The organism is Lysinibacillus sp. fkY74-1 (genome assembly GCF_053165895.1).
The window spans coordinates 1054358-1078521 of the sequence record NZ_CP170173.1 but is presented as its reverse complement, the minus strand read 5'-3'; the positions used below and the strand labels follow the sequence as shown (position 1 = coordinate 1078521).

Sequence of the window (24164 nt, the reverse complement as noted above, 5' to 3'; positions counted from 1 at the left end):
CTTTATCTATTGATTTTTTCAGGTATAAATACCTTTAAAATTGCAATATACTCACCATTTGTCTATAACAGCCCAAAAAAGGATGGCTAGTTGACCGAAGCGTAATAGTACCACTTTTGACATTATTGCTTTCCATAAAATTAGATACGATATGACCATTAAAGATAATTATCTTACGTTGAGAGTTGCGGGCGATTGCTTCAGCAGCAAGAAGCATCCACTAAGACTATGTTTGCACTAGTAAATTTCACAAAAGTTTCCCCCTACCATACAGTTTTTCCTGAGCGATCAAATAAAAAAGAGCCGCTCATGGCGACTCTCTGTTTTAAGCATTCACTTGTTGTTCTTCTTCTCGATTCATCATCGTTCGAACCACTTGTGCAATCTCCTCTGAGTTCTCATCTTGAAATTCAACGGTTGAATTAGCGGAAGCAACTTCTTGATTTGTGCCTTCAGTAGTCGTTTGTTCATTGTCTCCTAGTTCACCTTCCATTGCTTCCTCATTTACCTCTGGCGTATACAATATGTATGCTATTAAAATACGTACGATATACATCACAAGGAATACAATGATTGCTGTGATAAAAGATCCGATAATGACTCGAAGGGGAGTGTAAGGCTTTTGAAATGTACTAAAAAAATATATAGTAAAAGCTATTAATGCTCCCCATAGGTTATAAAATATGGAACCAAACATTAGATTTCGCTCACTCCTTGGTTAACTGTTCGAATATGTAATGACGATGTGGCAGGATTAAATTCAATCGTTCTACCACTGTTTCCACCAGTATCCTCGGCCACTAAAGGAATTCCATGTCTTTTCAATTCATTTTTAACAGCTTCTACATTACGAGGACCGATGCGCATCGAATCTTTGTCCGAAGTAAATTGAAACATCTGTGCGCCCCCAGCAATTTTTGCCTTTAGTTTAAATTTTTGAACGCCCTCTAATTTTAATAGATCAATCATTGCTGCTATTCCCGAATCTGCAAATTTTGCTACATTGATTGACTCAGATCTTCCCAAGCTTGAATCTGGTAACATCACATGGATTAAACCAGCAATTTTTTTTGACTCATCATATAAAATAACGCCAACACAAGAACCCAGACCAGAAGTTCGAATCGTGTTAGGTAGCTTTACTACATCCATTTGTGCAATTCCTACTTTAACCACTTGCCCACTATTACTGCTTAGCATCATCAGGAAACCCCTAATGCTTTAAAAATAGCATCAAATGAGTCGGGATCTGGTAATAGGAAGAAATGACCTCTCACAGTTTCATGGTCTTCTACACCTTCTTCAAAAATGGATGTATTTATAACAATGACATTATCACTTACATGTGATAATTCTATTAAACCAATACTTATAATTGCACCAAACATATCAACGCTTAGGCCTGGCACAGTTGGATAAATTTTCAAATTAGTGAAGTCCGATAAGGCAGATAAATAGGAACCTGATAAAATATTTCCCATTTCTTGCATAGCTGATAACCCTAGTTCAGAAACAGGTCGTTTTTTAAAATCAAATGTCTCATCATGAATGAGTCGACGAATAAAACGGTTTGCCTGTTCAATAGGGAGTATAAAGAACATACTTCCTTCAGCATCACCTTCAATGCGAAGGTAAATACCAACAACGACATTTTCTGATCCGCCAGCTAATTCCATCATATCGTTAAAGGACACCATTTCTACCTTTGGCACACGCATATCAATTTTTTTCCCAAGTAAATTGGAAAGTGCTGTCGCGGCATGCGCAGCACCAATATTGCCAATTTCCTTTAATACATCTAAATGTAGCGAGGTAATCTTTTGATTAAATGTCATGATCGATCCCTACTTTAGTGGATTTAATACTTTTTCTAAATGTAATAAGATTAATAATCGTTTTTCTACTTTAGCAACACCTGAAATAAATTCTTCCTCAAGTGAGCCAACAACTTCTGGTTGTGGTTCAATCGCACTTGCAGGAATATCAATTACATCGTTTGCTGAATCTACAACAAAGCCTACTTCCATATCTTCTAGTGAGATAATGATAATACGAGTTGTTTCCTCATGTTCTGAAATAGGTAATTCAAAGCGTTCACGTAAATCCACTATTGGTGTTACGACTCCGCGAAGATTGATAACACCTTTTACATATTTCGCCGTTTTCGGTACACGCGTAATATGCATTAACTTTTCTATACCCTGAACATGGGACACTGGAATTGCATATTCTTTATTGGCTAGTTGAAATACAATTACTTTAATACTTTCTTGTTCCACTGCGTTTGTCATCTTTTACACCTCTCTTATTCATTCACCTTATTTTATTAATGCGTTACAATCCACAATTAAGGCTACTTTACCATTTCCTAAAATAGTCGCACCTGAAATAGCAAAAATATTTGTTAAGTAATTTCCTAAAGACTTCAAGACAATTTCTTGTTGTCCAATGAAGGAATCCACCACTAAACCAGCAAGTTTTTCACCTTTGCGAACAATCACTACTGAATGGAATTCTTCATCTTGCGGCTCTGTACGAGGTACTTCAAAGATTTCCTCTAAGAATACCAACGGTACAACCTTGCCACGGAAGTCGATTACTTTTTGATTATGCGCATTCATAATCTCCGATGAACGGATAATAGATGTTTCAATAATAGATGATAATGGAATTGCATAAATTTCTTTTTCAATTTCCACAAGCATGACAGAAATAATCGATAATGTTAGTGGTAATTGGATAGAAAAGATGGAACCAACATCTTGTGTCGATTCAATTGAAATATTACCGCCAAGAGATTCAATCGTCGTTTTAACAACATCTAACCCTACTCCACGACCAGATACATCAGAAATGACATCAGCAGTCGAGAAGCCTGAAGCTAAAATAAGCTCATTGATTTGATTATCAGACATTGAGTAAGATTGTTCTTGCGTCACAATACCTTTTGAAATAGCTTTCGCTAGTACTTTATCACGATTAATTCCTGCACCATCATCTTCAATTTCAATAAAGACATAGTTCCCACTATGGTAAGCTCGTAGGACAACCGTACCTTCTTCTGGCTTACCTTTTGCACGGCGCGATGTTGGGTTCTCAATGCCATGGTCTACAGAATTTCGGATTAAGTGAACAAGCGGGTCACCAATTTCATCGATAACTGTACGATCTAGCTCTGTTTCAGCACCAATAATTTCAAGATTAATTTTCTTATTTAAATCTCGTGATAGCTGACGAATCATTTTTGGGAAACGGTTGAACACTGTTTCAACTGGCACCATACGCATTGTTAAAATGATTGTTTGCAAATCACCCATAACACGGCTCATTCGCTCCACAGTTTCGTTTAGTTCACCATGGTTTACCTCTGTGGCAATAGATTGTAATCGACCACGGTCAATGACAAGTTCTTCAAACAAATTCATTAAAATATCAAGACGTTCAATATTTACACGAATCGTTTTATTCCCAACAGGTGCATGATTTTTTTCAGCCTTTGCTGGTGCTGCTGTTTTTACAGACTGCGCGACTGGTTCAGGTTTAGAAGGGTCAGGAGTAGATGTAGATTCTACTTCCGCTACAGCCAATGCAGTTGCAGCCACTTCTTGCTGTGATTCATATTCTCTTTCACTAAATTTCTTTTGGTCAATTGCTGTAACAATAACTTCTTCAACCTCTGAAACTTTCATGATCTTTTTCTGCATATCTTCTGCTGATTCTTTTGTCACAAAGGCTACATAAAACTGTTGATCAAATTGTTCATCTTCTAGCTTTTCAACAGATGGACTCGATTTAATAACCTCTCCATCTTTTTCTAAAATCTCAAAGACCATAAATACACGTGCAGCCTTTAATAGACAATCTTCTCGTAATTTTACTGAAATTTCATAGGCATGGAAACCTTGTTCAGCCGATTGTGTGATAACTGTTTGTTCAAAACTATCATATTCTAAAACACATTCCACAGCTGCTGGTTCTGCAACGGTTGCAACCACCTCTGGTACTGCTTCCTCACCTAACTCTATTCGCTTAAGTTGAGCGACAGTTGCTGACACATCACGTTTACCATCACCGCCGTTCGCAATATCCATAACCATTTCTTCTAGATGGTCAACAGATTCAAAGACCACATCCAAAATTTCAGGTGTTACATGGATTTTTTCATTACGAATTGCATCTAAAACATTTTCCATTTTATGTGTTAAATCGGCTAAATCTTCAAAACCCATTGTGGCAGACATACCTTTTAAAGTATGGGCAGATCGGAATATTTCCCCAACAATTGCCAAATCATCTGGATTTTTTTCTAATGCTAATAAATGTTCACTACATGCTTGTAAATGCTCTTTACTTTCTTCGATAAACATCTCTAAATATTGATTGACTTCCATAAGAGGACACCCCTTTTAAGGCAAATATTTCATTATTGTTAGTGCTATATCATCTACATCGGCTACTTCATCAACTAGTTGCGTTTCTACCGCTGCTTTTGGCATACCATATACAATGCAAGTTTCTGCTGACTCAGCAATGGCAATAACATTACCGGTTTTTTTTAATGCTTTCAGTCCATTCGAACCATCATGCCCCATACCGGTCATAATCACTGCTACTTTATCAAAATCCTTATATTGACTAACATCTTCAAACATCACATCTACTGATGGTCTATGACCTGATCTTGGCGCTTCTTGATTATCAAGAACAATACCAAAGGTTGTCCCTACTTTCCTAAGCTTTAGGTGATAGCCACCTGGGGCAATATAAGCCACTCCATTTTGTAAAATATCTCCTTGCTCCGCCTCCTTAACAACTACTTCACTTAGCTGATCTAGACGCGTAGCGAGAGATTTTGTAAATCCAGCAGGCATATGCTGGACGATGAGGATAGGAGCTTGAATAGACTTAGGAATTTTTGTAATGACCTCCTGTAGCGCACGAGGTCCTCCTGTAGATGTACCGATTAGCACAATCTTTTTCCCCGCTTTATTCCATTCAGTATGCGACTTAGTTATAGCTACTTTAGAAGCAGTAGCATTCACAGGAATAGGTATTTGATGTTGTTGTTTGTTTACGGTACTCACTTTTGTTACTGAATCTTGTTGTCGTTTACTACCAGAAGGTTTTTTCAATTTGGAAATTGGCACCATTGCTGCTTGTTCTACTTTGTGAACAAGCTCACTTTGGATTTTATGTAAATCAAGAGATATTGTTCCGCTTGGCTTTGCGACAAAATCTACAGCACCACTTTCAATAGCTGCTATAGCATTTTCTGTTCCACGCTGAGTGGTGCTAGAGAGCATGATTACAGGAACTGGACATTGTATCATTATTTCTTTTAATGCATCTAGCCCATTCATTTCAGGCATCTCAATATCCATTGTCACAACTGATGGCTTCAATGATTGTATCTTTTTGATTGCATCTTTTCCATTTCGTGCAGTTCCAACTACTTCCACCTTCGAGTTGCCAACAAAAAAGTCACTAATTAGCTTTCTCATAAAAGCAGAATCATCCACAACTAATAGCTTGCTTTTATGTAAAAAGTCCAATTAATCACGCCCTTTCGAAAAAATACTTCTTAGTTTCGTTAAAAATTTCTTTGCTGTCTGATCATGTGCATGTATTTCCTCCACACGGTACTCCATAAAACGAATCACTATGAGTTGTAATGTCTTAGAAATCAGTGCGTCTGGATAAGCAAGTGAAAATGGGACTTGCTCACGCACAGCCTTCCGCACAATCGAATCTTCGGGTAATGAACCGAGAATCGTGACTTCTTTGTCTAAAAAACGTTTCATGGCTAATTTTAAACGTTCGTTTGTTTCGATGCCTTCTTCTTTACTAAATGCACGGTTACAGAGGACAAAAAACTGCTTATCAGCATCTCGCATATGAATATATTTCATCATAGAATAAGCGTCCGTAATTGCGGTCGGCTCTGCCGTTGAAATTACAATAATTTCGTCTATTGATGTGAGTAAATCTAGCGACCAATTTGTGGCACCTGCCCCCATATCAAATAAAATATAATCATAGTTTTTCTGAAGTTGTTCAAATGCTTGAATAAGCTGCTCAAACATCATTTCGGACCAATTAAAAATATTTGTCATGCCCGACCCACCTGATATATATCTTAAACCATGGGGTCCTTCAAATATTACCTCTTCTAGTAGCTTATTTCCTTCTAAGAAATCTTTCAAACTATTGGAAGCACTTTTCCCAATTAAAATATTGATATTTCCCATCCCAATATCCATATCTACAATGACAACTTTTTTCCCCTTTTGGGCCAAAGACAAGGCAAAATTCATCGTGAAGTTACTTTTACCAACCCCACCTTTGCCACTGACAACTGCAATTGCTCGACCTAAATCGCCTTGCTGCTTCATCATTTTCAAGCGTAATGTTTCAGCTTGGTCTCTCATTTCTCTTCACCTTGAAAAAACAAATTAAGTACTGCTTCTAAATCAGCTTCTTCAATATCTTCTGGTACTTCTTGACCATTCGTATAGTAAGCAAGTCCTTTATTATATTTAATCATTAAATTGAGCATTGTGCCAATAGAATTTGTTTCATCAATTTTTGTGAATATAAATTTTTCAATTGGCAGCTGATTAAATTGGTCGATAATGTTCGCCATATCCTTTTCTTTCGTGGTCATCGCCAGTACTAAAAAGGATTCTGCTTGATCATCAAATTTTATAAGACGTTGAAGATCATCCACATACTTGATCTCTTTATAATTTCGACCAGCTGTATCAATAAACACTAAGTCTAAATGTGATAACCTTTGAATAGCTTGTTCGAAATCTGTTGCATTGTAAGCAATTTCAACGGGTGCCTGTAAAAGGCCAGCATAGGTTTTTAGCTGTTCTATTGCTGCGATTCGATACGTATCTGTCGTAATAAATCCAATTTTCTTCTTCTTTTCTAAAACTGCTCTAGCTGCCATTTTGGCGATTGTCGTTGTTTTACCCACGCCTGTAGGACCTAATACGTTGATATATTTTCTTTCATAGGACAATCCTCCAATAGGCAGATCTTCTAATCTCTTACGTAGTAGATTTTTCGTTACCATTTTACATTGTGAGAAATTTATTTCTGACGCTTCTTTGAAATGCATAAAAAGCTCATCACCTATCGTTGTGATGAGCTCTTCATTTAGCTCTTGCTGTCTTAAGTATTCAATGAAGGGTAAGAGTTCATCGGGATATTGAGCTTGGGTAGTCTTTTTATGCATCGATTGCATTAAAGATTTTAAATCTGCAATTTCCTTCCTCAATTCTTCTGAAATGCCAGTGTCCTCGTTTTTAACTACATTTGGCGATGGTTGATCTTGATGAATTTTTGCTTGAATCGCATTTGTAATATCTTGTAGTCTCACATTTTCCTTAGTTGCGATAGGTAGTGCTACAGGCGTTGGTGCTGGAGCCACTTGACTTGGCTCCATCCCATCCACTCCTGCAACTACTTCGAAACTTTTTTGTTTAATCATACCGAAAAATTTCTTCGTGATGACAACTTTAGAATTCAAAATGACAGCGTCCTCACCAAGTTCTGCACGTACTTGCTTCATAGCCTCTGGTATGGAAGATGCATAATATTTTTTCATTTTCATTAAACATTCACCACTCCAACACTTTGAATTTCAATAGAAGCATCCAACTCATTATAAGAAAGAACTGGAATTTGCGGGAAATAACGCTCCGTTAGCTGTCGTAAATACATACGCACTGCGGGAGAACATAAAATAATAGCCGATTGTTCCATAAAGGACACACGCTCTATTTCTGCTGCAATTGTCTCTAGGACCGTTTGGGAATCTTGAGGATCCATTGCTAAATAATTTCCGTGATCTGTTTGCTGAATACTATCAGCAATCATTTTTTCTACTTTACCTGAAACTGTAATAACTTTTAATGCTGAACTATCTCCCACATACTGAGATGTAATTTGACGGGCCAATGATTGACGAACATACTCGGTTAAGATATCTGTATCACTAGTTACCTTTGCATAGTCTGCTAGAGTTTCAAAAATAATTGGTAAGTTCCGAACAGAAACATTTTCTCGCAGTAGTTTACCAAGTACTTTTTGGATTTCTCCAGTCGATAAAGGTGTCGGTGTTAGCTCTTCTACTAAAATAGGATGAGTTTCTCGTAAGTGATCTATTAACTGCTTCGTCTCTTGACGACCTAATAATTCGTGAGCATTCGCACGAATTATTTCGGTTAAATGCGTGGATACCACACTTGGTGGGTCCACAACCGTGTAGCCATAAATTTCAGCATCTTCCTTCACTTGCTCTGTAATCCACTTAGCTGGCAATCCAAATGATGGCTCTACTGTATCAATACCTTCAATAGAATCATCATCACCTGGGCTCATAGCTAAATAATGATCCAGTAAAAGCTCACCTCGTGCCATTTCGTTTCCTTTAATTTTTATTCGATATTCATTTGGTTGAAGCTGAATATTATCTCGAATACGAACAACCGGGATGACAATCCCTAATTCTAGTGCTAACTGACGACGGATCATAATGACACGATCTAATAAATCCCCACCTTGAGCAGCATCTACTAATGGAATTAATCCATAACCAAATTCAAATTCGATTGGGTCCACATTTAATAAATTCACAACATTTTCAGGGCTCTTCATGCCGTCTGTTGCCACTTCTTCTTCAATTTCAAGTAATTCCTCTTCATCCTCTGGTTTCTTACGTTCCATCATATAAGCTCCAGCAATGAGGGATAGACCTATTGGGAGTGTTACCCAGTTAGGAATTGGTGTAAATAATCCTAGTAATACTATGGTACCTCCAGCTACATAGAGTAACTTTGCTTGAGCAAATAATTGTCCTGTTATATCCTGACCAAGACTTCCTTTAGAAGAGGCGCGAGTTACCACAATCCCTGTTGCTGTTGAAATAAGCAAGGCAGGAATTTGGGAAACAATACCGTCCCCAACGGTTAGCTTAGAAAAATGAGTTGCAGCTTCTGCAAATGGGAGTCCCATTTGGACAACTCCGATGATGATTCCGAATAATAAGTTGATAATAACCATGACCATCGAGGCAATGGCATCCCCTTTTACGAATTTTGTGGCACCATCCATCGCTCCGTAGAAGTCCGCTTCGCCCGCTACTTTTTCACGTCGTTCGCGTGCTTCCTTTTCGGAAATTATTCCTGCATTTAAGTCAGCATCAATACTCATTTGTTTACCTGGCATTGCATCGAGTGTGAAACGAGCTGCTACTTCAGCTACCCGCTCTGCACCCTTTGTAATCACAATAAACTGAATTAATACTAGAATTAAAAAGACAACTAAACCTACGAGAATATTTCCCCCGACTACGAAATCACCAAATGTTTCTACGACAGATCCCGCGTCCCCATTTGCTAAGATCGCACGGGTTGTGGAAACACTCAGTCCTAATCGGAATAAGGTTAAAAGTAAAATAACCGAAGGAAAAATAGAGAAGTCTAATGCTTCCTTCATACTCATTGCTGTTAGCAGTACAATTAATCCTAATGTAATATTAATGACAATTAAGAAACTTAACATCCACGGAGGAAGAGGGATGATGAGCATCGCAACGATTAAAATAACCGCACCTAAAACCCCAATATCGCGAACTTTCATTTGTGTCCCTCCTACTAAAAAGCTTTAAATTTTACGTTTAATACGGTAAACATAAGCGAGTATTTCTGCTACTGCCTTGAAAAATTCTTCTGGTACGGGATCACCAATTTCAACTTGATCATACATGGCGCGAGCTAAAGGCCGATTTTCCACCATAATGACGTCATGCTCTTTGGCAATCAGCTTTATTTTTTGAGCGATAAAGTCTGTACCCTTTGCAATTACCCGAGGTGCATCCATGCTTTCCTCGTCATATTTGAGGGCAATCGCATAGTGAGTAGGGTTAGTAATAACCACATCTGCACTTGGAATCTCTGACATCATCCGACGCATCGCCATTTCGCGCTGACGTTGTTTGATTTTCGATTTAATCAGCGGGTCACCCTCACTATTTTTATATTCATCTTTAATATCTTGCTTAGACATTTTAAGATTTTTTTCATAATCAAATTTTTGATACAGCCAATCCAAAATGGATACACAAAGTAAAACTAATGATGCCGCTATGCCCATAATGCCGACAAGTTTTCCGACTGTAATGAGCGTTATCCATGGACTTTTAAAGGATAAAGCTAAAACCTCTGGCAGGTTTGTCCAGATAATAATTGTCGTTACACTACCGATAAAGCCAATCTTTAATACAGATTTCAGCAACTCTACGATTGCCTTTACCGAAAATATTCTTTTCAACCCTTTTATAGGGTCCATCTTTTTCAGATCAAATTTCATTGGCTCCAAAGTAAATAAAAAGCCAAATTGCAAAAAGTTACCTGCAAGTGCTCCAACAACAGCTATTGCCATAATCGGTACAATAATGAAAGCCATTTGAATTAATGTGTCTATAAATAAGTGCATCACACTGTCAATAGTCAGTGTTTCGATGCGTATGTTATGGATAAAGGTTTGTCTAAAAAACGCTAATAGCTCATCCCGTAAAGAACCTGCAAAGAAAAATAAGAAGATAAAGACCATCAGCATGACGATGGCACTTGTTACATCTTGACTCTTAACAACTTGTCCCTTTTTTCGAGCATCTTGGCGTTTCTTTGGCGTCGCCTTTTCAGTTTTTTCTCCTGAAAAAAACTGGATATCTAAATTGAGTAGTAGTTTCATGTTATCCACCACCTAAAATGGCCATTAAATCACGCATGCCGTAAATCATAATAGTGATTAACTTTTGAATAACTTGAATCATTACAGCCATCATTGTAAATAACACTAAAAAACTAACTCCTATTTTAATAGGAAAACCAACAACAAATATATTTAATTGTGGTACTGTTTTCGCAGTTATTCCTAAAGCTAAATCGACTAAAAATAGGGTAGCCACAACAGGTGCAGCCATCTGAAATGCAATGGCAAAAACGGCTGTAAATGTTGTGATGATAAATTGCGGAAAGCTATCATTTGTAAAACTAGGGAATTGATCCATAGGTAAAAATTGATAACTATAGTAAATTCCATCAAGAATCATATGATGGCCATTAATGGCTAATAATAAAAGGAATGCTAGCATATTAAAGAACTGTCCTATTAATGGACTTTGAGCACCTGTTTGCGGATCAATAATATTGGCAATGGCAAAACCCATTTGAAAATCAATAAAGCTCCCTGCAATTTGAATGGCAGACATAATAATATAACCTACTAGACCGAGTAACAGGCCAACAAGTGCTTCTTTCATCACTAATAATATGTAATCATCATTGAATGCAAATGGCTCAACATCAATTGTGTAATACATCATCCAAGCTAAAACCAATGCGAGAGTAATTTTGACTTGTGGTGGTATGGTTCTATAGGAAAAAAAAGGAACCGTAACAAAAAATGCTGAAACACGCACAAGCACCAATAAGAAAACCGTTAAATGCGGAATTAATTCATTCATGGACTCACCCTATATAACGTGTTAAATTCTCAAAAATGTCTCTCGCATAGCTAGTAACTTGAGATAGCATCCATGGGCCAAAGAACACGATGGCCACTAAGACGGCGACAATTTTCGGTACAAAAGCTAATGTTTGCTCTTGAATCGAAGTCGTAGCTTGGAAAATACTTACAGCCAAACCAGTGATTAAAGCTACTAATAGTAATGGACCGCTTGTTAGAAGGATAATCATAATGGCACGTTCTGCAACGGAAATAACCAATTCACCTGTCATACTGTATCATCCCCTAAAAACTTTGTAGTAGCGATTTCATGACGAGATACCAGCCATCGACCAGAACAAACAATAAGATTTTGAACGGCAATGAAATCATTACTGGCGGTAACATCATCATCCCCATCGACATTAATGTACTCGCAACAATCATATCGATCACTAGGAATGGAATAAAAATCATAAAACCTATTTGAAATGCTGTTTTAATTTCACTTAAAGCAAATGCTGGCACAAGCATTGTCAGTGGGATTTCTTCCACTGATGCTGGTTTTTCTGCTTGATTGTACGATAAAAACAAGTCTAGATCCTTTTGTCTAGTATGCTTACTCATAAATTCTTTAAATGGCAAGCTTGCCCGATCATAAGCTTCCTCTAAACCAATTTCTTCAGAAAATAGTGGTTGCAAAGCCTCTTTATTGACCTCTTGAAAGGTTGGCGCCATAATGAAGAACGTTAAAAATAAGGCTAAACCAACAATCACCTGATTAGGTGGCATTTGTTGTGTAGCCAGTGCCGTACGCACAAAGGATAAAACGATGACAATACGAGCAAAGGATGTCATTAAAATTAAAATACTTGGTGCCAGTGATAAAACAGTTAGTAGTAGTAAGAGCTTAACAGATGTTGAGACGTTGGTTGGATCGCTATTGGAAAAAATATTGATTAAATCATTCATTTATCATCCTTCTCCTTTTGCTTCCATCTCTCAATCTCTTCACTGCGCTCCTGTTTAATTTCGGATATCTTTTTTTCAAAGAGCTTGCCAAATGTCTCTTGCTTTTGTTCATTTTGCAAATTCTCTCTATCTTTTTTCTTAAACTTAGAAAATACTTCTGCAATATAAGGTGATGTTGCTGCAAGTTCTTGCCTTTCGTTATATAGTGCTAACAGTGCTTCTATTTCTTCAGGATCAGTAATTTCACGTAATAGCTGAACGTCTTCACCGACCCCCACTAAATACATGGTTTTACCTACTTGTAAAAGCTGTACTGATTTTTGGGCACCTAACGATAAACCGCCTAAATTTTGTATCATTTGATTACGTTGAAAGTTTAAATTACGTTTATTTAAAAACTTCATTAAACCATAAAACAAAGCTACAACAAAAATAAGCGCTAAAACCATTTTTATGTATTCCCATGCAGATATATCTCCAGCTGCTGATACACTTGGTTCTTGTTTAGCAGCTGGATCAGTCGTATCTCCATAACAAGCTTCTGGGTCTTTAATGCAATCTGTCACACTATTCGTATCAGAGTCTGCATAAACAGAAGTTGGTGTCGGGTACAAAAACAGGAAGGATACAAGAAATGCAAAAATCATCGTTAAACGAAATGATTTTAACATTTTCATGCAATCATCCTAGCGCTTTTTGGATCGCTTCAATTACTCGGTCTGCTTGGAAAGGCTTAACAATAAAGTCTTTCGCACCAGCTTGAATTGCATCGATTACCATTGCTTGTTGTCCCATTGCAGAACACATGATTACAGTTGCACTTGGATCTGATCCCTTAATTGCTTTAAGAGCCGCAATACCATCCATTTCTGGCATTGTGATATCCATTGTTACTAAATCTGGCTTCAATTCGTTGTACTTTTCAACAGCTTGTAATCCATCTGCCGCCTCTCCAACAACCTCAAATCCATTTTTCGACAAAATATCCTTGATCATCATACGCATAAATGCAGCGTCGTCTACAATCAAAATTCTTTTAGACATGGTTAACTCCTCCAATTGAAACTATCTTAAATTATTTAAACGCTCTGCTTGACTTAAAACATCTGTAATACGTACACCAAAGTTTTCATCAATAACAACGACTTCACCTTTAGCGATTAAACGACTATTCACTAAAATATCAACAGGCTCCCCTGCTAATTTATCTAACTCAATAATCGAACCACTGGATAGTTCTAAAATCTCTTTAACAGAACGTTTCGTACGTCCTAACTCTACAGTAACTTGCAATGGAATATCAAGTAGCATATTTAAATTTCTAGCTTCAGATTGAGAGATTACATTTGAATCGAAGCTAGCAAATTGTGCTTGTTGAACATTCACTGGCTGTGCAGCTCTCGCTGGTTGAGCAAACTGCTGTGGCTCCTGATAAACAGGTTGTTGCATAGTTGCTTCCGGCTGCTGATAAACAGGCTGTGCAGGCGGTGGCATAACAGGCGCTTGTGTTTGAACAGGTGGTGCTGTAATTGGCGGTGCCTCAGGTGCTATCGTTGCAGCCACAGGTTCTTCAATAGACTCAGTTTCTCCTAATAGAGATTTTACGATGTTTTGACTAAATTTTAGCGGTAATAATTGCATTAAATTCGAATCAATTAAATTACCAATTTTTAATCTAAAGGATACTTTAACTAGCAAATCATCTTCAGGGATATTTTCTCGACCTTCATTTTGAGAAATATTCATTAAGTCAATTGTTGGTGGCGAAATATCTACTTTTTTGTTGAATACTGTTGACATAGATGTAGCCGCAGAGCCCATCATTTGATTCATTGCCTCTTGAACAGCACTTAACTGAATTTCTCCTAAGTCAGGTTTCGGATTTAATCCATCGCCACCTAACATTAGGTCTGCAATAATAGCTGCATCAGATTGTTTAATAACAAGTAAATTCATACCTGTTAAGCCAATCGTATATTCCACTTGTACAGCTACATAAGGATGTGGAAACTCCTCTTCTAATTTATTTCGATTAATCATTGATATACTTGGGGTAGTAATATCTACTTTTTGTCCTAATAACGCCGATAGTGCTGTGGCAGAACTACCGAAAGAAATATTGCCTACCTCACCTAATGCATCTTGTGCAAACGAATCAAGGTAATCCTCTACTCGTAAATCATTTGTTTCATCAATTGAAGAAGCTTCAGTGCCGCTGTTTTTATCTTCCAACGTCTCGCCCCTTAATAACGCTTCAATTTCTTCTTGGGAGAGCATTTCATCACTCATCTTCGTCTCCTCCTTTCAAAGGGTCGATAATCTGGATTGCTAATTTTTTGCCTTGCTTACCTGGTTGAACAGTGAATTTTGGTAATGTCCCTACCTTCAATAGAAGTGGGTCATTAATTTTTTGCTCTAACTGTATAACATCACCAATTTGCATTGTAAGGAAATCCTCTATCGTGATATCCGTTAGCCCTAATTCAACTGAAAGAGGTAATTTTGCTTGTTTTACGCGTGTTTCAAGCATTTTTGTTTGCTCTGGAGACATTTCTTTCGTATTTGTTTGCATCCAATAGCGAACAGAAAGATTTGGAACAATCGGCTCCAATACAACATGCGGAATACAAATATTTATCATACCGCTTGTTTCACCAATAATCGTATTTAACGAAATGACAACTACTGTTTCATTTGGTGAGATCATTTGTAAAAATTGTGGATTCACTTCAAGCTCCACTAAAATCGGATCTATTTCCGCAACATTTTCCCAAGCCTCGCGTAAATTGTCGAATGAGCGTTCAAAAAGGTTTGTCATAATTTTTGTTTCAATTTCAGTTAGATTATCCACATTACTATGACTCGCCCCACTACCACCCATTATACGATCAAGCATGGAATAGGCAATGTTCGGATTTATTTCCATCAATATATTACCATCTAATGGTGGCACTTCAAATACATTTATGAGTGTCATATTCGGAATCGAACGGACGAACTCTTCAAATGGTATTTGGTCTACTGAAGCAACCGTAATTTGCACATAGCTTCTAAGCTGTGCAGAGAAGAAGGTTGTCAATAGTCGTGCAAAATTTTCGTGTATTCGGGTCAAACTTCGGATTTGATCTTTTGAGAAGCGGAGCGCACGTTTAAAGTCATAAACTTTAACCTTACGTCCCTCATCCTCCTTTTTTATGTCATCTGCTGACATTTCCCCAGTTGATATAGCGGAAAGCAGCGCATCTATCTCGGATTGAGATAACACATCTCCTGCCATTTGCCCACCTCCATTTCAAGCAGTTTCTGTTTTATTGAGTGATGAAGGAGGTAAAATATACTTCCTGGACTTCTCCCTCTTGCATCAATTCATTTACTCTAGTTTTTAATGATTTTTGGAAAATTTGCTTTCCTTGCTTACCTTCTAAATCTTTTTGCTCCATTTCAGAAAGCTCTTGAATGGCAATGTTTTGCACTTGGAAAACACGCTTTGTTAATTCTGCAGCAGCATCTTTGCTTGTCGTTTGAACTTTTAATGACAAGCGCACTACTCTTTTATCTGCAAGATTCGTCGTGATTTCTGGAATCTCCACGGTTGCCTCAACAATTTCATCAATGGTTGGTTCAATAGCTCCTGTCGGTTTATTAAATTGTGTAAGCAATACAAACAAGATAACCCCGATCAGTATGACTGCTACTAGCAAAATAATAATCATTGTTAACATTTTATTATTCTTCATCTTTTTCACCTCGTAGATGCGGGTTGGATAGTATTTGTATATTGTTATAAAAGGCAGTTACCTTTTGTCGCACCTCATCTTCACTCTCTAAAACAATAAATTTTGTTCCAGTTGTTAAAGTAATGGTCGTATCTGGAAATGATTCGACTGTTTCTATGTATAAAGCATTTAATGTAAATGCTTTGCCATTAAGACGTGTTAGTTCAATCATTGAATTAGGGCCGGGTCTAGCATGAGAGCCGGCCCGACCCTCCCTCATATGAAAATATGTTTATTAAAACGTCCATTATGAATTAAAGGACTTCTAATCAATCATTAACGTTTTAAGTTTACAAGCTCTTGTAACACTTCATCTGATGTTGTAATAATACGAGTATTCGCTTGGAAACCACGTTGAGCTACAATCATCTCTGTAAATTCTTCCGATAAGTCTACATTGGACATCTCAACTGTTCCAGGTACTACTTTACCCATCCCTGCAACAGTGGCTACTTGTGCATATGCAGCACCAGAGTTTGCCGTTTGTTGATAATAGTTTCCACCAACCTTAGCAAGACCACCAGCGTTAGGGAATTTAGCCATAATCAGCTGCCCAGCCCATTTGCGATTACCATTTAGATCCACATATTCGATCGTACCATTAGCTCCGATGCTAATCTCTTTAGCAGTCGTTGGAATACGGATTGGTCCTACCTCTCCATCTTCAGGGTCTAGGACACCATCATCATCAAATAAGTTGGCACCTTCATCTCCTGAAGCAATTGGTGCATCATCTGGATTAATACCATCGTCATCAGCTTCCATAACAATGTCTTCCCCAGCAGAAACACCTACTAAATATTTACCGTCAGCATTAACTAAATAGCCATTGCTATCCATATAGAAAACACCATTACGAGTAAATAGGGTATTGTTGAATCCTTCTTCACCGATGAATCCACTATCTGGGTCTGGAGCTCCATTTGCATCAGCAACCATGAAGAAGCCATCTCCTTCAATCCCTAAGTCCAGCCCACGCCCAGTACCTTGTAAAGAGCCGCCACCATGTATTGTGTCAATAGCTGCTAATTGTGAACCTAAACCAACTTGTTGTGGGTTCACACCACCTCGTGTTGCTGTTGCGGCAGATGCACCGGCTTGTGTTTGAGACATTAAATCTTTAAAAAGTACACGCCCTTTTTTAAAGCCAACAGTATTAACATTCGCAATGTTATTACCAATAACATCCAGCTTTGTTTGGAAGTTTTTAAGACCTGAAATACCTGAATACATAGAACGTAACATAAGTTTTCGTTCTCCCTTCAATTTTTATTTGTGTGCTTCTATCAATCAGCATCACGAAGGCTTCCTTTCATAAGAAGGTCCAGCCTTTAAAGCACGATCGTGCCATCAATATTTGTAAATAACTGTTGCTTTGCTTCCGTGCGATCCATTGCTGTAATGACAGTAGCGTTTTTAGCACTGACAATTAAAGCTGCTTGATCCATCAAGACTAATGGCTGTTTAACACCTTTTGAGTGAGCTTCAAATACCTTATCCGAGACAACCTGCCATTCTTGTTCAGAGATGTCAATTTTACGCTCCGTGATACGTTCATGCGCATGTTTGCTCACCTTCAGCTCTTGCTTTGAAGCTTCCTGTAAATGGGCTTTAAAGGATTGCTGTGAATGAATGGGTGTAGGTTGATTTGCACGAACAGATGGATGCAAGGGTACACGATGAATTGAAAATTTATCCATCACTTTTCCCCACCTTTATTCGCTTATAACTGTAAAATCTTTATCAGTTAGTTTTTTATCATTATCTAATAGGTAGTAAATGACGCCATCTTTATTGGAAACAGAAACGATTCTCCCTTGTAATTCCTGCTCACCATCTTGATATGTCACTTTTTTACCTATCAATTTACTAGCCTGAACAAGTGGAGATTCTGGCACAGGATTATTCCCATCTGGACTTGTTCCAGAGCCAAGGATTCCAGAAATATTACCAGGCGTTATTTCTTTCCCATCTGCTAATTTGAAGACAACACTGCCATCTACAAATTTCAAGGATTCAATTACACCTGAGCCTTCATTTACGATTGGCTCTCCTTTTTCATCTGTTTTATCTGAAATCTCATGCCATTTGACTTCTTTACCAACAAAGGTAGCATAATTCATCATTTGTGTTTGTTGCTGTGATGCTAATAAAGATTCTACTGCCTTTGTCATGTTCTGCATTTGTTCTAAAGAAGAAAACTGCGCCATTTGTGAAATGAATTCTCGGTCATTCATTGGATTTGTTGGATCCTGATGCTGTAATTGGGTAATTAACAGTTGAAGAAAGGCATCTTTGCCAAGTTCACTATTCCCTGTTTGTTTGGTTGGTTTTTTATAATTCGAATAGTAAAGATCGTCCGTTATGGATGCATTCTTTACTTTAGACGTTGAATCCGCCATCCATTACACCTCCTCGTTTAATAAATAGTCACTAAAGGATTTCTCTTCATCATCATCCTCAGTTTTTTGCTGCTGTTCTTCGTCCTGTTGTTGTCTAAAGAAATTATTAAAGAAGTTTTGATCACGTTGCTGGCGATCTGCATCCTGTAATGATTGTGCAATATCCAGACGATCCACTTGAATGTTCTGCTGAACAAATGCCTGTTTTAGCTGATGTGCTTGACTATCAAGCATTTCACGTCCATGGGCTGTAGAAGCTAGTAGACGAGCTGTCAATACACCATCATTTTGCACAAGCTCTATACGAATTGTACCTAAATTTTCTGGATACAATTTGATTGTTAATCGTGTGATCCCTTGTGCATTGGAAATTTGGGCTCTATTGATAATGGCTTGCATTTCTTTTAATAAAGCCTCTGACTGTGCAGGCTTAGCAGTAGGTAAAGTTACCTGGAACGTATCTGGTTTGGTTTGTACCGTTTGCGGTGTCACCATTTCATGAGAATTTGTCTCACTTTGCTTGGTCATTTGGACTTGCTGGAAGCCTTGTAATGAAAATGTGCCTGTTGATTTGGTTGTTGTTGTTACTTGTATCGTTTCGACTTGCGTTTGTAACGTCGTTAAAAGACTTTTAACGGTTGTTAACAAATTTTCTTGCGGAGCTGTTAAGTCCGACTTTTGTCCTACTAATTGTACTAGCTTTAACACTTGAAGAATTTGCGTTGCCTCTTTTGGTGTTACTTGACCTTCTCCTTGTAGTGCAGTACCTATCAGCGATTGTAGAATTGGCGCCTGAGCATCTACTAATGATAATAGCTCCCAAACGTCACTAGCTTCTTTTTCTTCTCCTAATAGCTGCTGAACTATTTTTTGGAGCTGCTCATCATCAATACCTAATGCGTTTAGTATATTGTTTAATTCAAGCATTTCGTCCATAGACACTGCTTTACCTTCTTCTCCAAGCTGAAGTATTAATAATCCATCATCGTGTGAGACTCCTAATAAATCTAGTACCTCTTCCAATGAATCAGCGTTTAAAACCTGCTGTAAATCAGCCAGTTCATTGTTTGAAGTAGCTTGTGAAGATTGATTTGGTTGGGTTGAGGAAGATAGGACTTGTCCAAAAACAGAGCCGAATTTTGATAAATTATCCTGTTTCGATGTTCCATTAATCTTTCCATCAGAGCTACTAACTGTTGACGGTTTTGTTGCCGCATTTTTAGTAGGGGCTGATTGTGTTATCATTTTCATCATTGCTATATCCACTCTTTTCACCTCCTTTCGTGATTTCTACTGTTTAGCCATGAGCTCCGTATATTTCGCTGCATCCTTAGCGTCCATTTTCTCTAAAATTGCTGCTAGTTTATCAGGTTTTAAATTGGTTAAAATGCGCAGTGCTTCTGCATCGCTCATATTAATTAATACCGGTGCTGCAGATTTAGGAGACATTTTATCGAACGTCGATAATATATCATTGAAATCCCGCTTCACATCATCTTGTTGTCGATTTAATTTTTCAATTTCAAATTGAAGTTGCTCTTTTTCAATCGTAAGCTTCTCTTTTTCAGATGTTGTTGTATCCAACTTTTTTTGTAGTTGTGTAATTTCTGCTTCTTTTTCTTGAATCTCTGCCTGTAAATTAACTATTTTCGAATCATTGTTTACGACAGCATCTTTTGCTTGCTGTTCTTCTGAAGGAACAAAAGGTAAATTGCCAATTGCCTTTTTTCCTAAGTCAAAAACATTTGTATTCATTAACGTAGCCACAACAAGTAAAACAGCTACTACAAACATAAGTGGCAGTACGATCCAAGTAAAAAACTTTAGAAAGCCTCCAGCTTTTTTCTTAGGTGGCTGTTCTACTAATTCTGCTGTCAATCGATTGTCTTTTTTCACCATGAAATCACCTGATTTCTCTCTTGTTATACGTTAGCAATGAAATTTCATCTAAAAAAAGGCTTTCTATACGATCCTGCTCTTGTTGGAAAAGCTTAAAATCCTTTTCTTTCATTTTTTCAAATTTACGTACTTCCAAGTTTTTTTCTAATAATTTATCTTCGTGCCAATTCATCTTTGCACGAGCTTGTATCACTTTCTGCTGTACATCTGCAATTGTCTTTTCAAGACTATCAATAAAACGTGCATAGTGATGAATTTCATCAATAGATGAACCAACAGTTAAGCGATCCTGCTGGAAGGCAATTAAATCTTCCTTCTTTTTAAGCAAGTCATATAACTTAGTAGCTACTTCCTCAAAAGAACGGACAGATTCTTTATAGGCCATTTCAGTTTCGTTTTTTTCTTGCTCACGAATTGTTAGTACTTTTTCAAAACGATATACATAACTGACCATCTAGTTTACACCACCGTTCGATAAGGATAGTAGCTCATTCACACTTTCTTCCAAAGTCACTTTGTCCAAATAACCCTGTTTGAGATAAGTAGTTATAAGCGGTTCATAATGAATAGCTTCATCAATTTCTCTAGACGTCCCACGTTTATAAGCGCCAATATTGATCAAATCCTCAGATTTGTCGTATGTATAATAGAGTTCTCTTAATCGTTCAGCAGCTTTTTTATGCTCTGGCGCTGCCACATGATTCATCAAACGACTAACACTTTTTAAGACGTTTATAGCAGGGTATTGCCCTTTATTTGCTAGATTTCGATCAAGCACAATATGACCATCTAATATCCCTCGCACCGTATCAGCGATTGGTTCATTCATATCATCACCATCTACTAAGACCGTATAAAATGCAGTGATAGAACCCTTTTCATTAGTACCTGTACGTTCTAGTAATTTAGGTAATATCGCAAATACAGATGGGGTATATCCCTTCTGTGCCGGCGGCTCTCCTGTGGCAAGGCCAATTTCACGCTGAGCCATGGCAACACGTGTTACAGAGTCCATCATCAACATGACATTTAAACCACGATTTCTAAAATACTCGGCGATTGCTGTTGCAGTAAACGCCCCTTTTATCCTCATCAATGCCGGTTGGTCAGAAGTAGCAGCCACAACTATGGACCGACTTAGACCTTCGGGGCCTAAATCACGTTCAATAAATTCACGGACCTCACGTCCACGTTCTCCGATCAGAGCAATTACATTCAAATCTGCTTGTGTATTCCTCGCAATCATTCCAAGAAGTGTACTTTTTCCGACCCCTGAACCAGCGAAAATCCCGACACGTTGCCCATTACCAACTGTCAGCATACCATCAATAGCCTTTACGCCCACTTCAAGTCTTTCGTTAATAGGTGGACGTGTCAGTGGATTTGGTGGATCTTGCTCTGTCGGAACCGTCATTAGCCCTTTTGGTAGCAAGGTGCCATCAATAGGATTACCCATAGAATCTAACACTTTCCCTATTAGCTCTGGGCCCACTTTTACTTCTAGTGGAGCCCCCGTCCCTTCAACAAGACAACCAATAGATATTTCTCTTAAAGAAGTGAAAGGCATTAAAACAACAATTTCATCTTTAAAGCCCACAACTTCAGCTAAAATGATTTGGTGACCATTGTTTACAGTTTCCACATGAATTTTACAAACATCACCTATGGAACTATCTGGACCTTGCGACTCAATCATCAAGCCGACAACTCTAGTGACTCTACCAAATTTTTTAAATGTTGGCATATGAGGAATATGTTCGATTAATTGAGCCGTCTTCATCTAGATCATTCCTTACTTTCTAATATTTCATGAAGCTTTAATCTTAGTTCGTTCAATTGCTCATCGACGCTCACTACTATACGACCATGATTTGTTTCGATATAGCAATCCGTTTCATTGTTCAAATCTTCATTAACAAAAATCATAAATGGTACATCAACCGGGAACATTTCAGCTAATTCATCGCGATTAGCAGTAATTAAAGCGTGATAGGCTGGTGACACATAAATTTTAATTTCTTTCATTTCTCTTGCTTCTTTTAGCCCTCTACGGACAATTGACACAAACAGATCTGGATCACGTTCTAATGACGCGCCAATTATTCGTTCAGCTGTCGTTAAGCCAAGCTCTAAAATCACTGCTTCTTGATCATCAATATATTTTCTAGCATTTTCTTTTGCCTGATTAATCACTTCATTCGCAGTTTGAAGGGACTCGGCCATTGCTTCAGTAGATTTGTTCACACCGTCTTCATAGCCTTGGCCAAATCCTTCGTCATAGGCTTCTTGAACTCGATTCGGTCTTTCTTCTTCCCAACTTAGCTTCAAATGCTCAATCTCTTGAAAATGCATTTGCTTTTCTTGCTCAAACGCTTCACGTTCGACTTGTAAGGAAGCTCTTGCTTCTGCAAGTAAACGATCTCGCTCAGCCATTATTTCTTCTATTGATAATTGATGTTGGGATGAACCATCTTCACCGTCTTCTAAATCAAGCACTTCAAACATATCCCGGATTTGTATCTCTTTTACATTATCGCTATCGGATTGAGTGTAAATTGAACGGATGATTCTAGACAATGACGTCATCTCCTCCACCACGTGCAATAATAATCTCACCAGCATCTTCTAGGCGACGAATAACAGCAACAATTCGAGATTGTGCCTCCTCTACGTCACGTAAACGTACAGGTCCCATAATTTCCATTTCTTCTTTAAATGTTTCAGCCATACGTTGAGACATATTGCGGAAAATAATATCTTTTACCTCTTCGCTTGATACTTTCATTGAAAGGAGTAAGTCTTCGTTTTCACAATCACGAATAACACGTTGAATGGAACGATTGTCGAGCGTAACGATATCTTCGAATACAAACATGCGTTTTTTGATTTCTTCTGCAAGCTCTGGATCTTGGATTTCAAGCGCATCAAGGATTGTTTTCTCAGTTTGTCGATCAACACCATTAAGAACTTCAACAACTGCATCAATACCACCGGTTTCAGTGTAGTCCTGAGTAACTGTAGATGATAATTTACGCTCTAACACCGATTCTATTTCACTAATGACCTCTGGTGAAGTCGATTCCATAACAGCGATACGTTTTGCAATGTCAGCCTGTACTTCCTGTGGTAACGAAGATAAAATCACTCCCGCTTGCCCCGCTTCTAAATATGAAAGAATCAGGGCAATCGTTTGTGGATGTTCATTTTGAATAAAGTTAAATATTTGTGCTGGATCAGCTCTCCGTGCAAAATCAAACGGTCTCACTTGTAATGATGATGTCAGACGATTAATAATGGTCTGAGCTTGTTCAACACCAAGTGCTTTTTCTAATACTGTTTTCGCATAACCAATACCACCTTGCGTGATATAGTCTTGAGCTAGGGCAATATTGTGGAATTCTTCTATAATCTCTTCCTTAACGTTTGATTCTACTTTTTTAACACTTGAAATTTCTAATGTTAAACGTTCAATTTCTTCCTCTGTTAAATGTTTATAGACTGAAGCTGAAACTTCAGGCCCTAATGAAATTAACAAGAGAGCGGCCTTTTGTTTTCCTGTTAATTCCTTATCTTTCTTGGACACAGCCGAACCTCC

Annotated in this window: 28 protein-coding genes; all 28 read right to left on the bottom strand. The window is 37.9% G+C overall.

The features are described from left to right. Window positions 1-325 precede the first annotated feature (325 nt). The gene (locus ACE1MS_RS05005) at window positions 326-697 is read right to left on the bottom strand and encodes a hypothetical protein (RefSeq protein ID WP_447402735.1); all 372 of its coding nucleotides are present in this window, start codon (window positions 695-697) and stop codon (window positions 326-328) included. Next, on the bottom strand, window positions 697-1203 hold the full coding sequence (locus ACE1MS_RS05000) for a chemotaxis protein CheD (RefSeq protein ID WP_012293285.1): 507 nt from the start codon (window positions 1201-1203) through the stop codon (window positions 697-699). The genes ACE1MS_RS05005 and ACE1MS_RS05000 overlap by 1 nt, the downstream gene beginning before the upstream one ends. Then, window positions 1203-1835 (bottom strand): chemotaxis protein CheC, encoded by a 633-nt coding sequence (locus ACE1MS_RS04995; protein WP_012293284.1) that lies wholly within the window; start codon window positions 1833-1835, stop codon window positions 1203-1205. Before ACE1MS_RS04995 ends, ACE1MS_RS05000 begins: the two co-directional genes overlap by 1 nt. Window positions 1836-1844: 9 nt before the next feature. Beyond that, the gene (locus ACE1MS_RS04990) at window positions 1845-2291 is read right to left on the bottom strand and encodes a chemotaxis protein CheW (RefSeq protein ID WP_008180734.1); all 447 of its coding nucleotides are present in this window, start codon (window positions 2289-2291) and stop codon (window positions 1845-1847) included. Between the two features lie 27 nt (window positions 2292-2318). Continuing rightward, window positions 2319-4391 carry a chemotaxis protein CheA gene (locus ACE1MS_RS04985; protein ID WP_012293283.1) on the bottom strand — a complete coding sequence of 691 codons (2073 nt, stop codon included), beginning with the start codon at window positions 4389-4391 and terminating at the stop codon, window positions 2319-2321. A 15-nt stretch (window positions 4392-4406) separates the two neighbouring features. Further along, a complete protein-coding gene (locus ACE1MS_RS04980) occupies window positions 4407-5552 on the bottom strand; it encodes a protein-glutamate methylesterase/protein-glutamine glutaminase (RefSeq protein ID WP_447402734.1) in 1146 nt (381 codons plus the stop codon). Beyond that, entirely contained in the window at window positions 5553-6428 is an 876-nt protein-coding gene (locus tag ACE1MS_RS04975; protein WP_447402733.1) for a MinD/ParA family protein, read from the bottom strand. It abuts the gene before it with no gap. Next, a complete protein-coding gene (gene flhF / locus ACE1MS_RS04970) occupies window positions 6425-7621 on the bottom strand; it encodes a flagellar biosynthesis protein FlhF (protein WP_012293280.1) in 1197 nt (398 codons plus the stop codon). The genes ACE1MS_RS04975 and flhF overlap by 4 nt, the downstream gene beginning before the upstream one ends. Next, window positions 7621-9651, bottom strand: a complete 2031-nt coding sequence (gene flhA, locus ACE1MS_RS04965) for a flagellar biosynthesis protein FlhA (RefSeq protein WP_012293279.1) — start codon at window positions 9649-9651, stop codon at window positions 7621-7623. Before flhA ends, flhF begins: the two co-directional genes overlap by 1 nt. A gap of 24 nt (window positions 9652-9675) precedes the next feature. Then, window positions 9676-10764, bottom strand: coding sequence for a flagellar biosynthesis protein FlhB (flhB, locus tag ACE1MS_RS04960; protein ID WP_012293278.1), 1089 nt, complete (start codon window positions 10762-10764; stop codon window positions 9676-9678). A 1-nt stretch (window position 10765) separates the two neighbouring features. Then, the gene (gene fliR / locus ACE1MS_RS04955; protein WP_012293277.1) at window positions 10766-11539 is read right to left on the bottom strand and encodes a flagellar biosynthetic protein FliR; all 774 of its coding nucleotides are present in this window, start codon (window positions 11537-11539) and stop codon (window positions 10766-10768) included. A gap of 4 nt (window positions 11540-11543) precedes the next feature. Beyond that, window positions 11544-11813, bottom strand: coding sequence for a flagellar biosynthesis protein FliQ (gene fliQ, locus ACE1MS_RS04950; RefSeq protein WP_012293276.1), 270 nt, complete (start codon window positions 11811-11813; stop codon window positions 11544-11546). A gap of 13 nt (window positions 11814-11826) precedes the next feature. After that, window positions 11827-12492, bottom strand: coding sequence for a flagellar type III secretion system pore protein FliP (gene fliP / locus ACE1MS_RS04945; RefSeq protein ID WP_012293275.1), 666 nt, complete (start codon window positions 12490-12492; stop codon window positions 11827-11829). Beyond that, on the bottom strand, window positions 12489-13169 hold the full coding sequence (locus tag ACE1MS_RS04940) for a flagellar biosynthetic protein FliO (protein ID WP_012293274.1): 681 nt from the start codon (window positions 13167-13169) through the stop codon (window positions 12489-12491). The genes fliP and ACE1MS_RS04940 overlap by 4 nt, the downstream gene beginning before the upstream one ends. A 4-nt stretch (window positions 13170-13173) precedes the next feature. Then, complete coding sequence (locus ACE1MS_RS04935; protein ID WP_008180756.1) at window positions 13174-13536, bottom strand: response regulator; 363 nt, start codon at window positions 13534-13536, stop codon at window positions 13174-13176. Window positions 13537-13557: 21 nt separating this feature from the next. Further along, window positions 13558-14781: a flagellar motor switch phosphatase FliY gene (gene fliY, locus ACE1MS_RS04930; protein WP_012293272.1), complete on the bottom strand. Its 1224-nt coding sequence runs from the start codon at window positions 14779-14781 to the stop codon at window positions 13558-13560. Next, window positions 14774-15769, bottom strand: coding sequence for a flagellar motor switch protein FliM (gene fliM, locus ACE1MS_RS04925; RefSeq protein WP_012293271.1), 996 nt, complete (start codon window positions 15767-15769; stop codon window positions 14774-14776). Before fliM ends, fliY begins: the two co-directional genes overlap by 8 nt. Before the next feature lie 31 nt (window positions 15770-15800). Next, a complete protein-coding gene (gene fliL, locus ACE1MS_RS04920) occupies window positions 15801-16229 on the bottom strand; it encodes a flagellar basal body-associated protein FliL (RefSeq protein WP_008180761.1) in 429 nt (142 codons plus the stop codon). After that, window positions 16219-16440: a flagellar FlbD family protein gene (locus ACE1MS_RS04915; RefSeq protein ID WP_012293269.1), complete on the bottom strand. Its 222-nt coding sequence runs from the start codon at window positions 16438-16440 to the stop codon at window positions 16219-16221. Before ACE1MS_RS04915 ends, fliL begins: the two co-directional genes overlap by 11 nt. Before the next feature lie 104 nt (window positions 16441-16544). Further along, entirely contained in the window at window positions 16545-17513 is a 969-nt protein-coding gene (flgG, locus tag ACE1MS_RS04910; protein ID WP_012293268.1) for a flagellar basal body rod protein FlgG, read from the bottom strand. 86 nt (window positions 17514-17599) lie between these two features. Further along, window positions 17600-17968 (bottom strand): TIGR02530 family flagellar biosynthesis protein, encoded by a 369-nt coding sequence (locus ACE1MS_RS04905; protein ID WP_012293267.1) that lies wholly within the window; start codon window positions 17966-17968, stop codon window positions 17600-17602. 15 nt (window positions 17969-17983) lie between these two features. Further along, window positions 17984-18670, bottom strand: coding sequence for a flagellar hook assembly protein FlgD (gene flgD, locus ACE1MS_RS04900; RefSeq protein WP_012293266.1), 687 nt, complete (start codon window positions 18668-18670; stop codon window positions 17984-17986). Window positions 18671-18673: 3 nt separating this feature from the next. Then, on the bottom strand, window positions 18674-19936 hold the full coding sequence (locus ACE1MS_RS04895) for a flagellar hook-length control protein FliK (protein ID WP_036167427.1): 1263 nt from the start codon (window positions 19934-19936) through the stop codon (window positions 18674-18676). 24 nt (window positions 19937-19960) lie between these two features. Continuing rightward, window positions 19961-20569 (bottom strand): MotE family protein, encoded by a 609-nt coding sequence (locus tag ACE1MS_RS04890; RefSeq protein ID WP_012293264.1) that lies wholly within the window; start codon window positions 20567-20569, stop codon window positions 19961-19963. A gap of 4 nt (window positions 20570-20573) precedes the next feature. Further along, a complete protein-coding gene (gene fliJ, locus ACE1MS_RS04885; RefSeq protein ID WP_012293263.1) occupies window positions 20574-21023 on the bottom strand; it encodes a flagellar export protein FliJ in 450 nt (149 codons plus the stop codon). Beyond that, window positions 21024-22349, bottom strand: a complete 1326-nt coding sequence (gene fliI, locus ACE1MS_RS04880; RefSeq protein WP_012293262.1) for a flagellar protein export ATPase FliI — start codon at window positions 22347-22349, stop codon at window positions 21024-21026. It abuts the gene before it with no gap. Between the two features lie 5 nt (window positions 22350-22354). Further along, window positions 22355-23146, bottom strand: coding sequence for a flagellar assembly protein FliH (gene fliH / locus ACE1MS_RS04875; RefSeq protein WP_036160963.1), 792 nt, complete (start codon window positions 23144-23146; stop codon window positions 22355-22357). Beyond that, window positions 23139-24152 carry a flagellar motor switch protein FliG gene (gene fliG, locus ACE1MS_RS04870; protein WP_008180783.1) on the bottom strand — a complete coding sequence of 338 codons (1014 nt, stop codon included), beginning with the start codon at window positions 24150-24152 and terminating at the stop codon, window positions 23139-23141. The genes fliH and fliG overlap by 8 nt, the downstream gene beginning before the upstream one ends. Between the last annotated feature and the right edge of the window lie 12 nt (window positions 24153-24164).

What these genes read in the sequence shown, in the direction of transcription:
- flgD (WP_012293266.1), bottom strand. Translation starts at nt 18,670, where the DNA reads ATGGCGGATTCAACGTCTAAAGTAAAGAATGCATCCATAACGGACGAT.
- ACE1MS_RS04995 (WP_012293284.1), bottom strand. Translation starts at nt 1,835, where the DNA reads ATGACATTTAATCAAAAGATTACCTCGCTACATTTAGATGTATTAAAG.
- flgG (WP_012293268.1), bottom strand. Translation starts at nt 17,513, where the DNA reads ATGTTACGTTCTATGTATTCAGGTATTTCAGGTCTTAAAAACTTCCAA.
- fliY (WP_012293272.1), bottom strand. Translation starts at nt 14,781, where the DNA reads ATGAGTGATGAAATGCTCTCCCAAGAAGAAATTGAAGCGTTATTAAGG.
- fliM (WP_012293271.1), bottom strand. Translation starts at nt 15,769, where the DNA reads ATGGCAGGAGATGTGTTATCTCAATCCGAGATAGATGCGCTGCTTTCC.
- ACE1MS_RS05000 (WP_012293285.1), bottom strand. Translation starts at nt 1,203, where the DNA reads ATGATGCTAAGCAGTAATAGTGGGCAAGTGGTTAAAGTAGGAATTGCA.
- ACE1MS_RS04990 (WP_008180734.1), bottom strand. Translation starts at nt 2,291, where the DNA reads ATGACAAACGCAGTGGAACAAGAAAGTATTAAAGTAATTGTATTTCAA.
- fliJ (WP_012293263.1), bottom strand. Translation starts at nt 21,023, where the DNA reads ATGGTCAGTTATGTATATCGTTTTGAAAAAGTACTAACAATTCGTGAG.
- ACE1MS_RS04890 (WP_012293264.1), bottom strand. Translation starts at nt 20,569, where the DNA reads ATGGTGAAAAAAGACAATCGATTGACAGCAGAATTAGTAGAACAGCCA.
- flhA (WP_012293279.1), bottom strand. Translation starts at nt 9,651, where the DNA reads ATGAAAGTTCGCGATATTGGGGTTTTAGGTGCGGTTATTTTAATCGTT.
- fliI (WP_012293262.1), bottom strand. Translation starts at nt 22,349, where the DNA reads ATGAAGACGGCTCAATTAATCGAACATATTCCTCATATGCCAACATTT.
- ACE1MS_RS04935 (WP_008180756.1), bottom strand. Translation starts at nt 13,536, where the DNA reads ATGTCTAAAAGAATTTTGATTGTAGACGACGCTGCATTTATGCGTATG.
- ACE1MS_RS04905 (WP_012293267.1), bottom strand. Translation starts at nt 17,968, where the DNA reads ATGGATAAATTTTCAATTCATCGTGTACCCTTGCATCCATCTGTTCGT.
- ACE1MS_RS05005 (WP_447402735.1), bottom strand. Translation starts at nt 697, where the DNA reads ATGTTTGGTTCCATATTTTATAACCTATGGGGAGCATTAATAGCTTTT.
- ACE1MS_RS04985 (WP_012293283.1), bottom strand. Translation starts at nt 4,391, where the DNA reads ATGGAAGTCAATCAATATTTAGAGATGTTTATCGAAGAAAGTAAAGAG.
- fliQ (WP_012293276.1), bottom strand. Translation starts at nt 11,813, where the DNA reads ATGACAGGTGAATTGGTTATTTCCGTTGCAGAACGTGCCATTATGATT.
- flhB (WP_012293278.1), bottom strand. Translation starts at nt 10,764, where the DNA reads ATGAAACTACTACTCAATTTAGATATCCAGTTTTTTTCAGGAGAAAAA.
- ACE1MS_RS04975 (WP_447402733.1), bottom strand. Translation starts at nt 6,428, where the DNA reads ATGAGAGACCAAGCTGAAACATTACGCTTGAAAATGATGAAGCAGCAA.
- ACE1MS_RS04915 (WP_012293269.1), bottom strand. Translation starts at nt 16,440, where the DNA reads ATGATTGAACTAACACGTCTTAATGGCAAAGCATTTACATTAAATGCT.
- fliR (WP_012293277.1), bottom strand. Translation starts at nt 11,539, where the DNA reads ATGAATGAATTAATTCCGCATTTAACGGTTTTCTTATTGGTGCTTGTG.
- fliP (WP_012293275.1), bottom strand. Translation starts at nt 12,492, where the DNA reads ATGAATGATTTAATCAATATTTTTTCCAATAGCGATCCAACCAACGTC.
- flhF (WP_012293280.1), bottom strand. Translation starts at nt 7,621, where the DNA reads ATGAAAATGAAAAAATATTATGCATCTTCCATACCAGAGGCTATGAAG.
- fliL (WP_008180761.1), bottom strand. Translation starts at nt 16,229, where the DNA reads ATGAAGAATAATAAAATGTTAACAATGATTATTATTTTGCTAGTAGCA.
- ACE1MS_RS04940 (WP_012293274.1), bottom strand. Translation starts at nt 13,169, where the DNA reads ATGAAAATGTTAAAATCATTTCGTTTAACGATGATTTTTGCATTTCTT.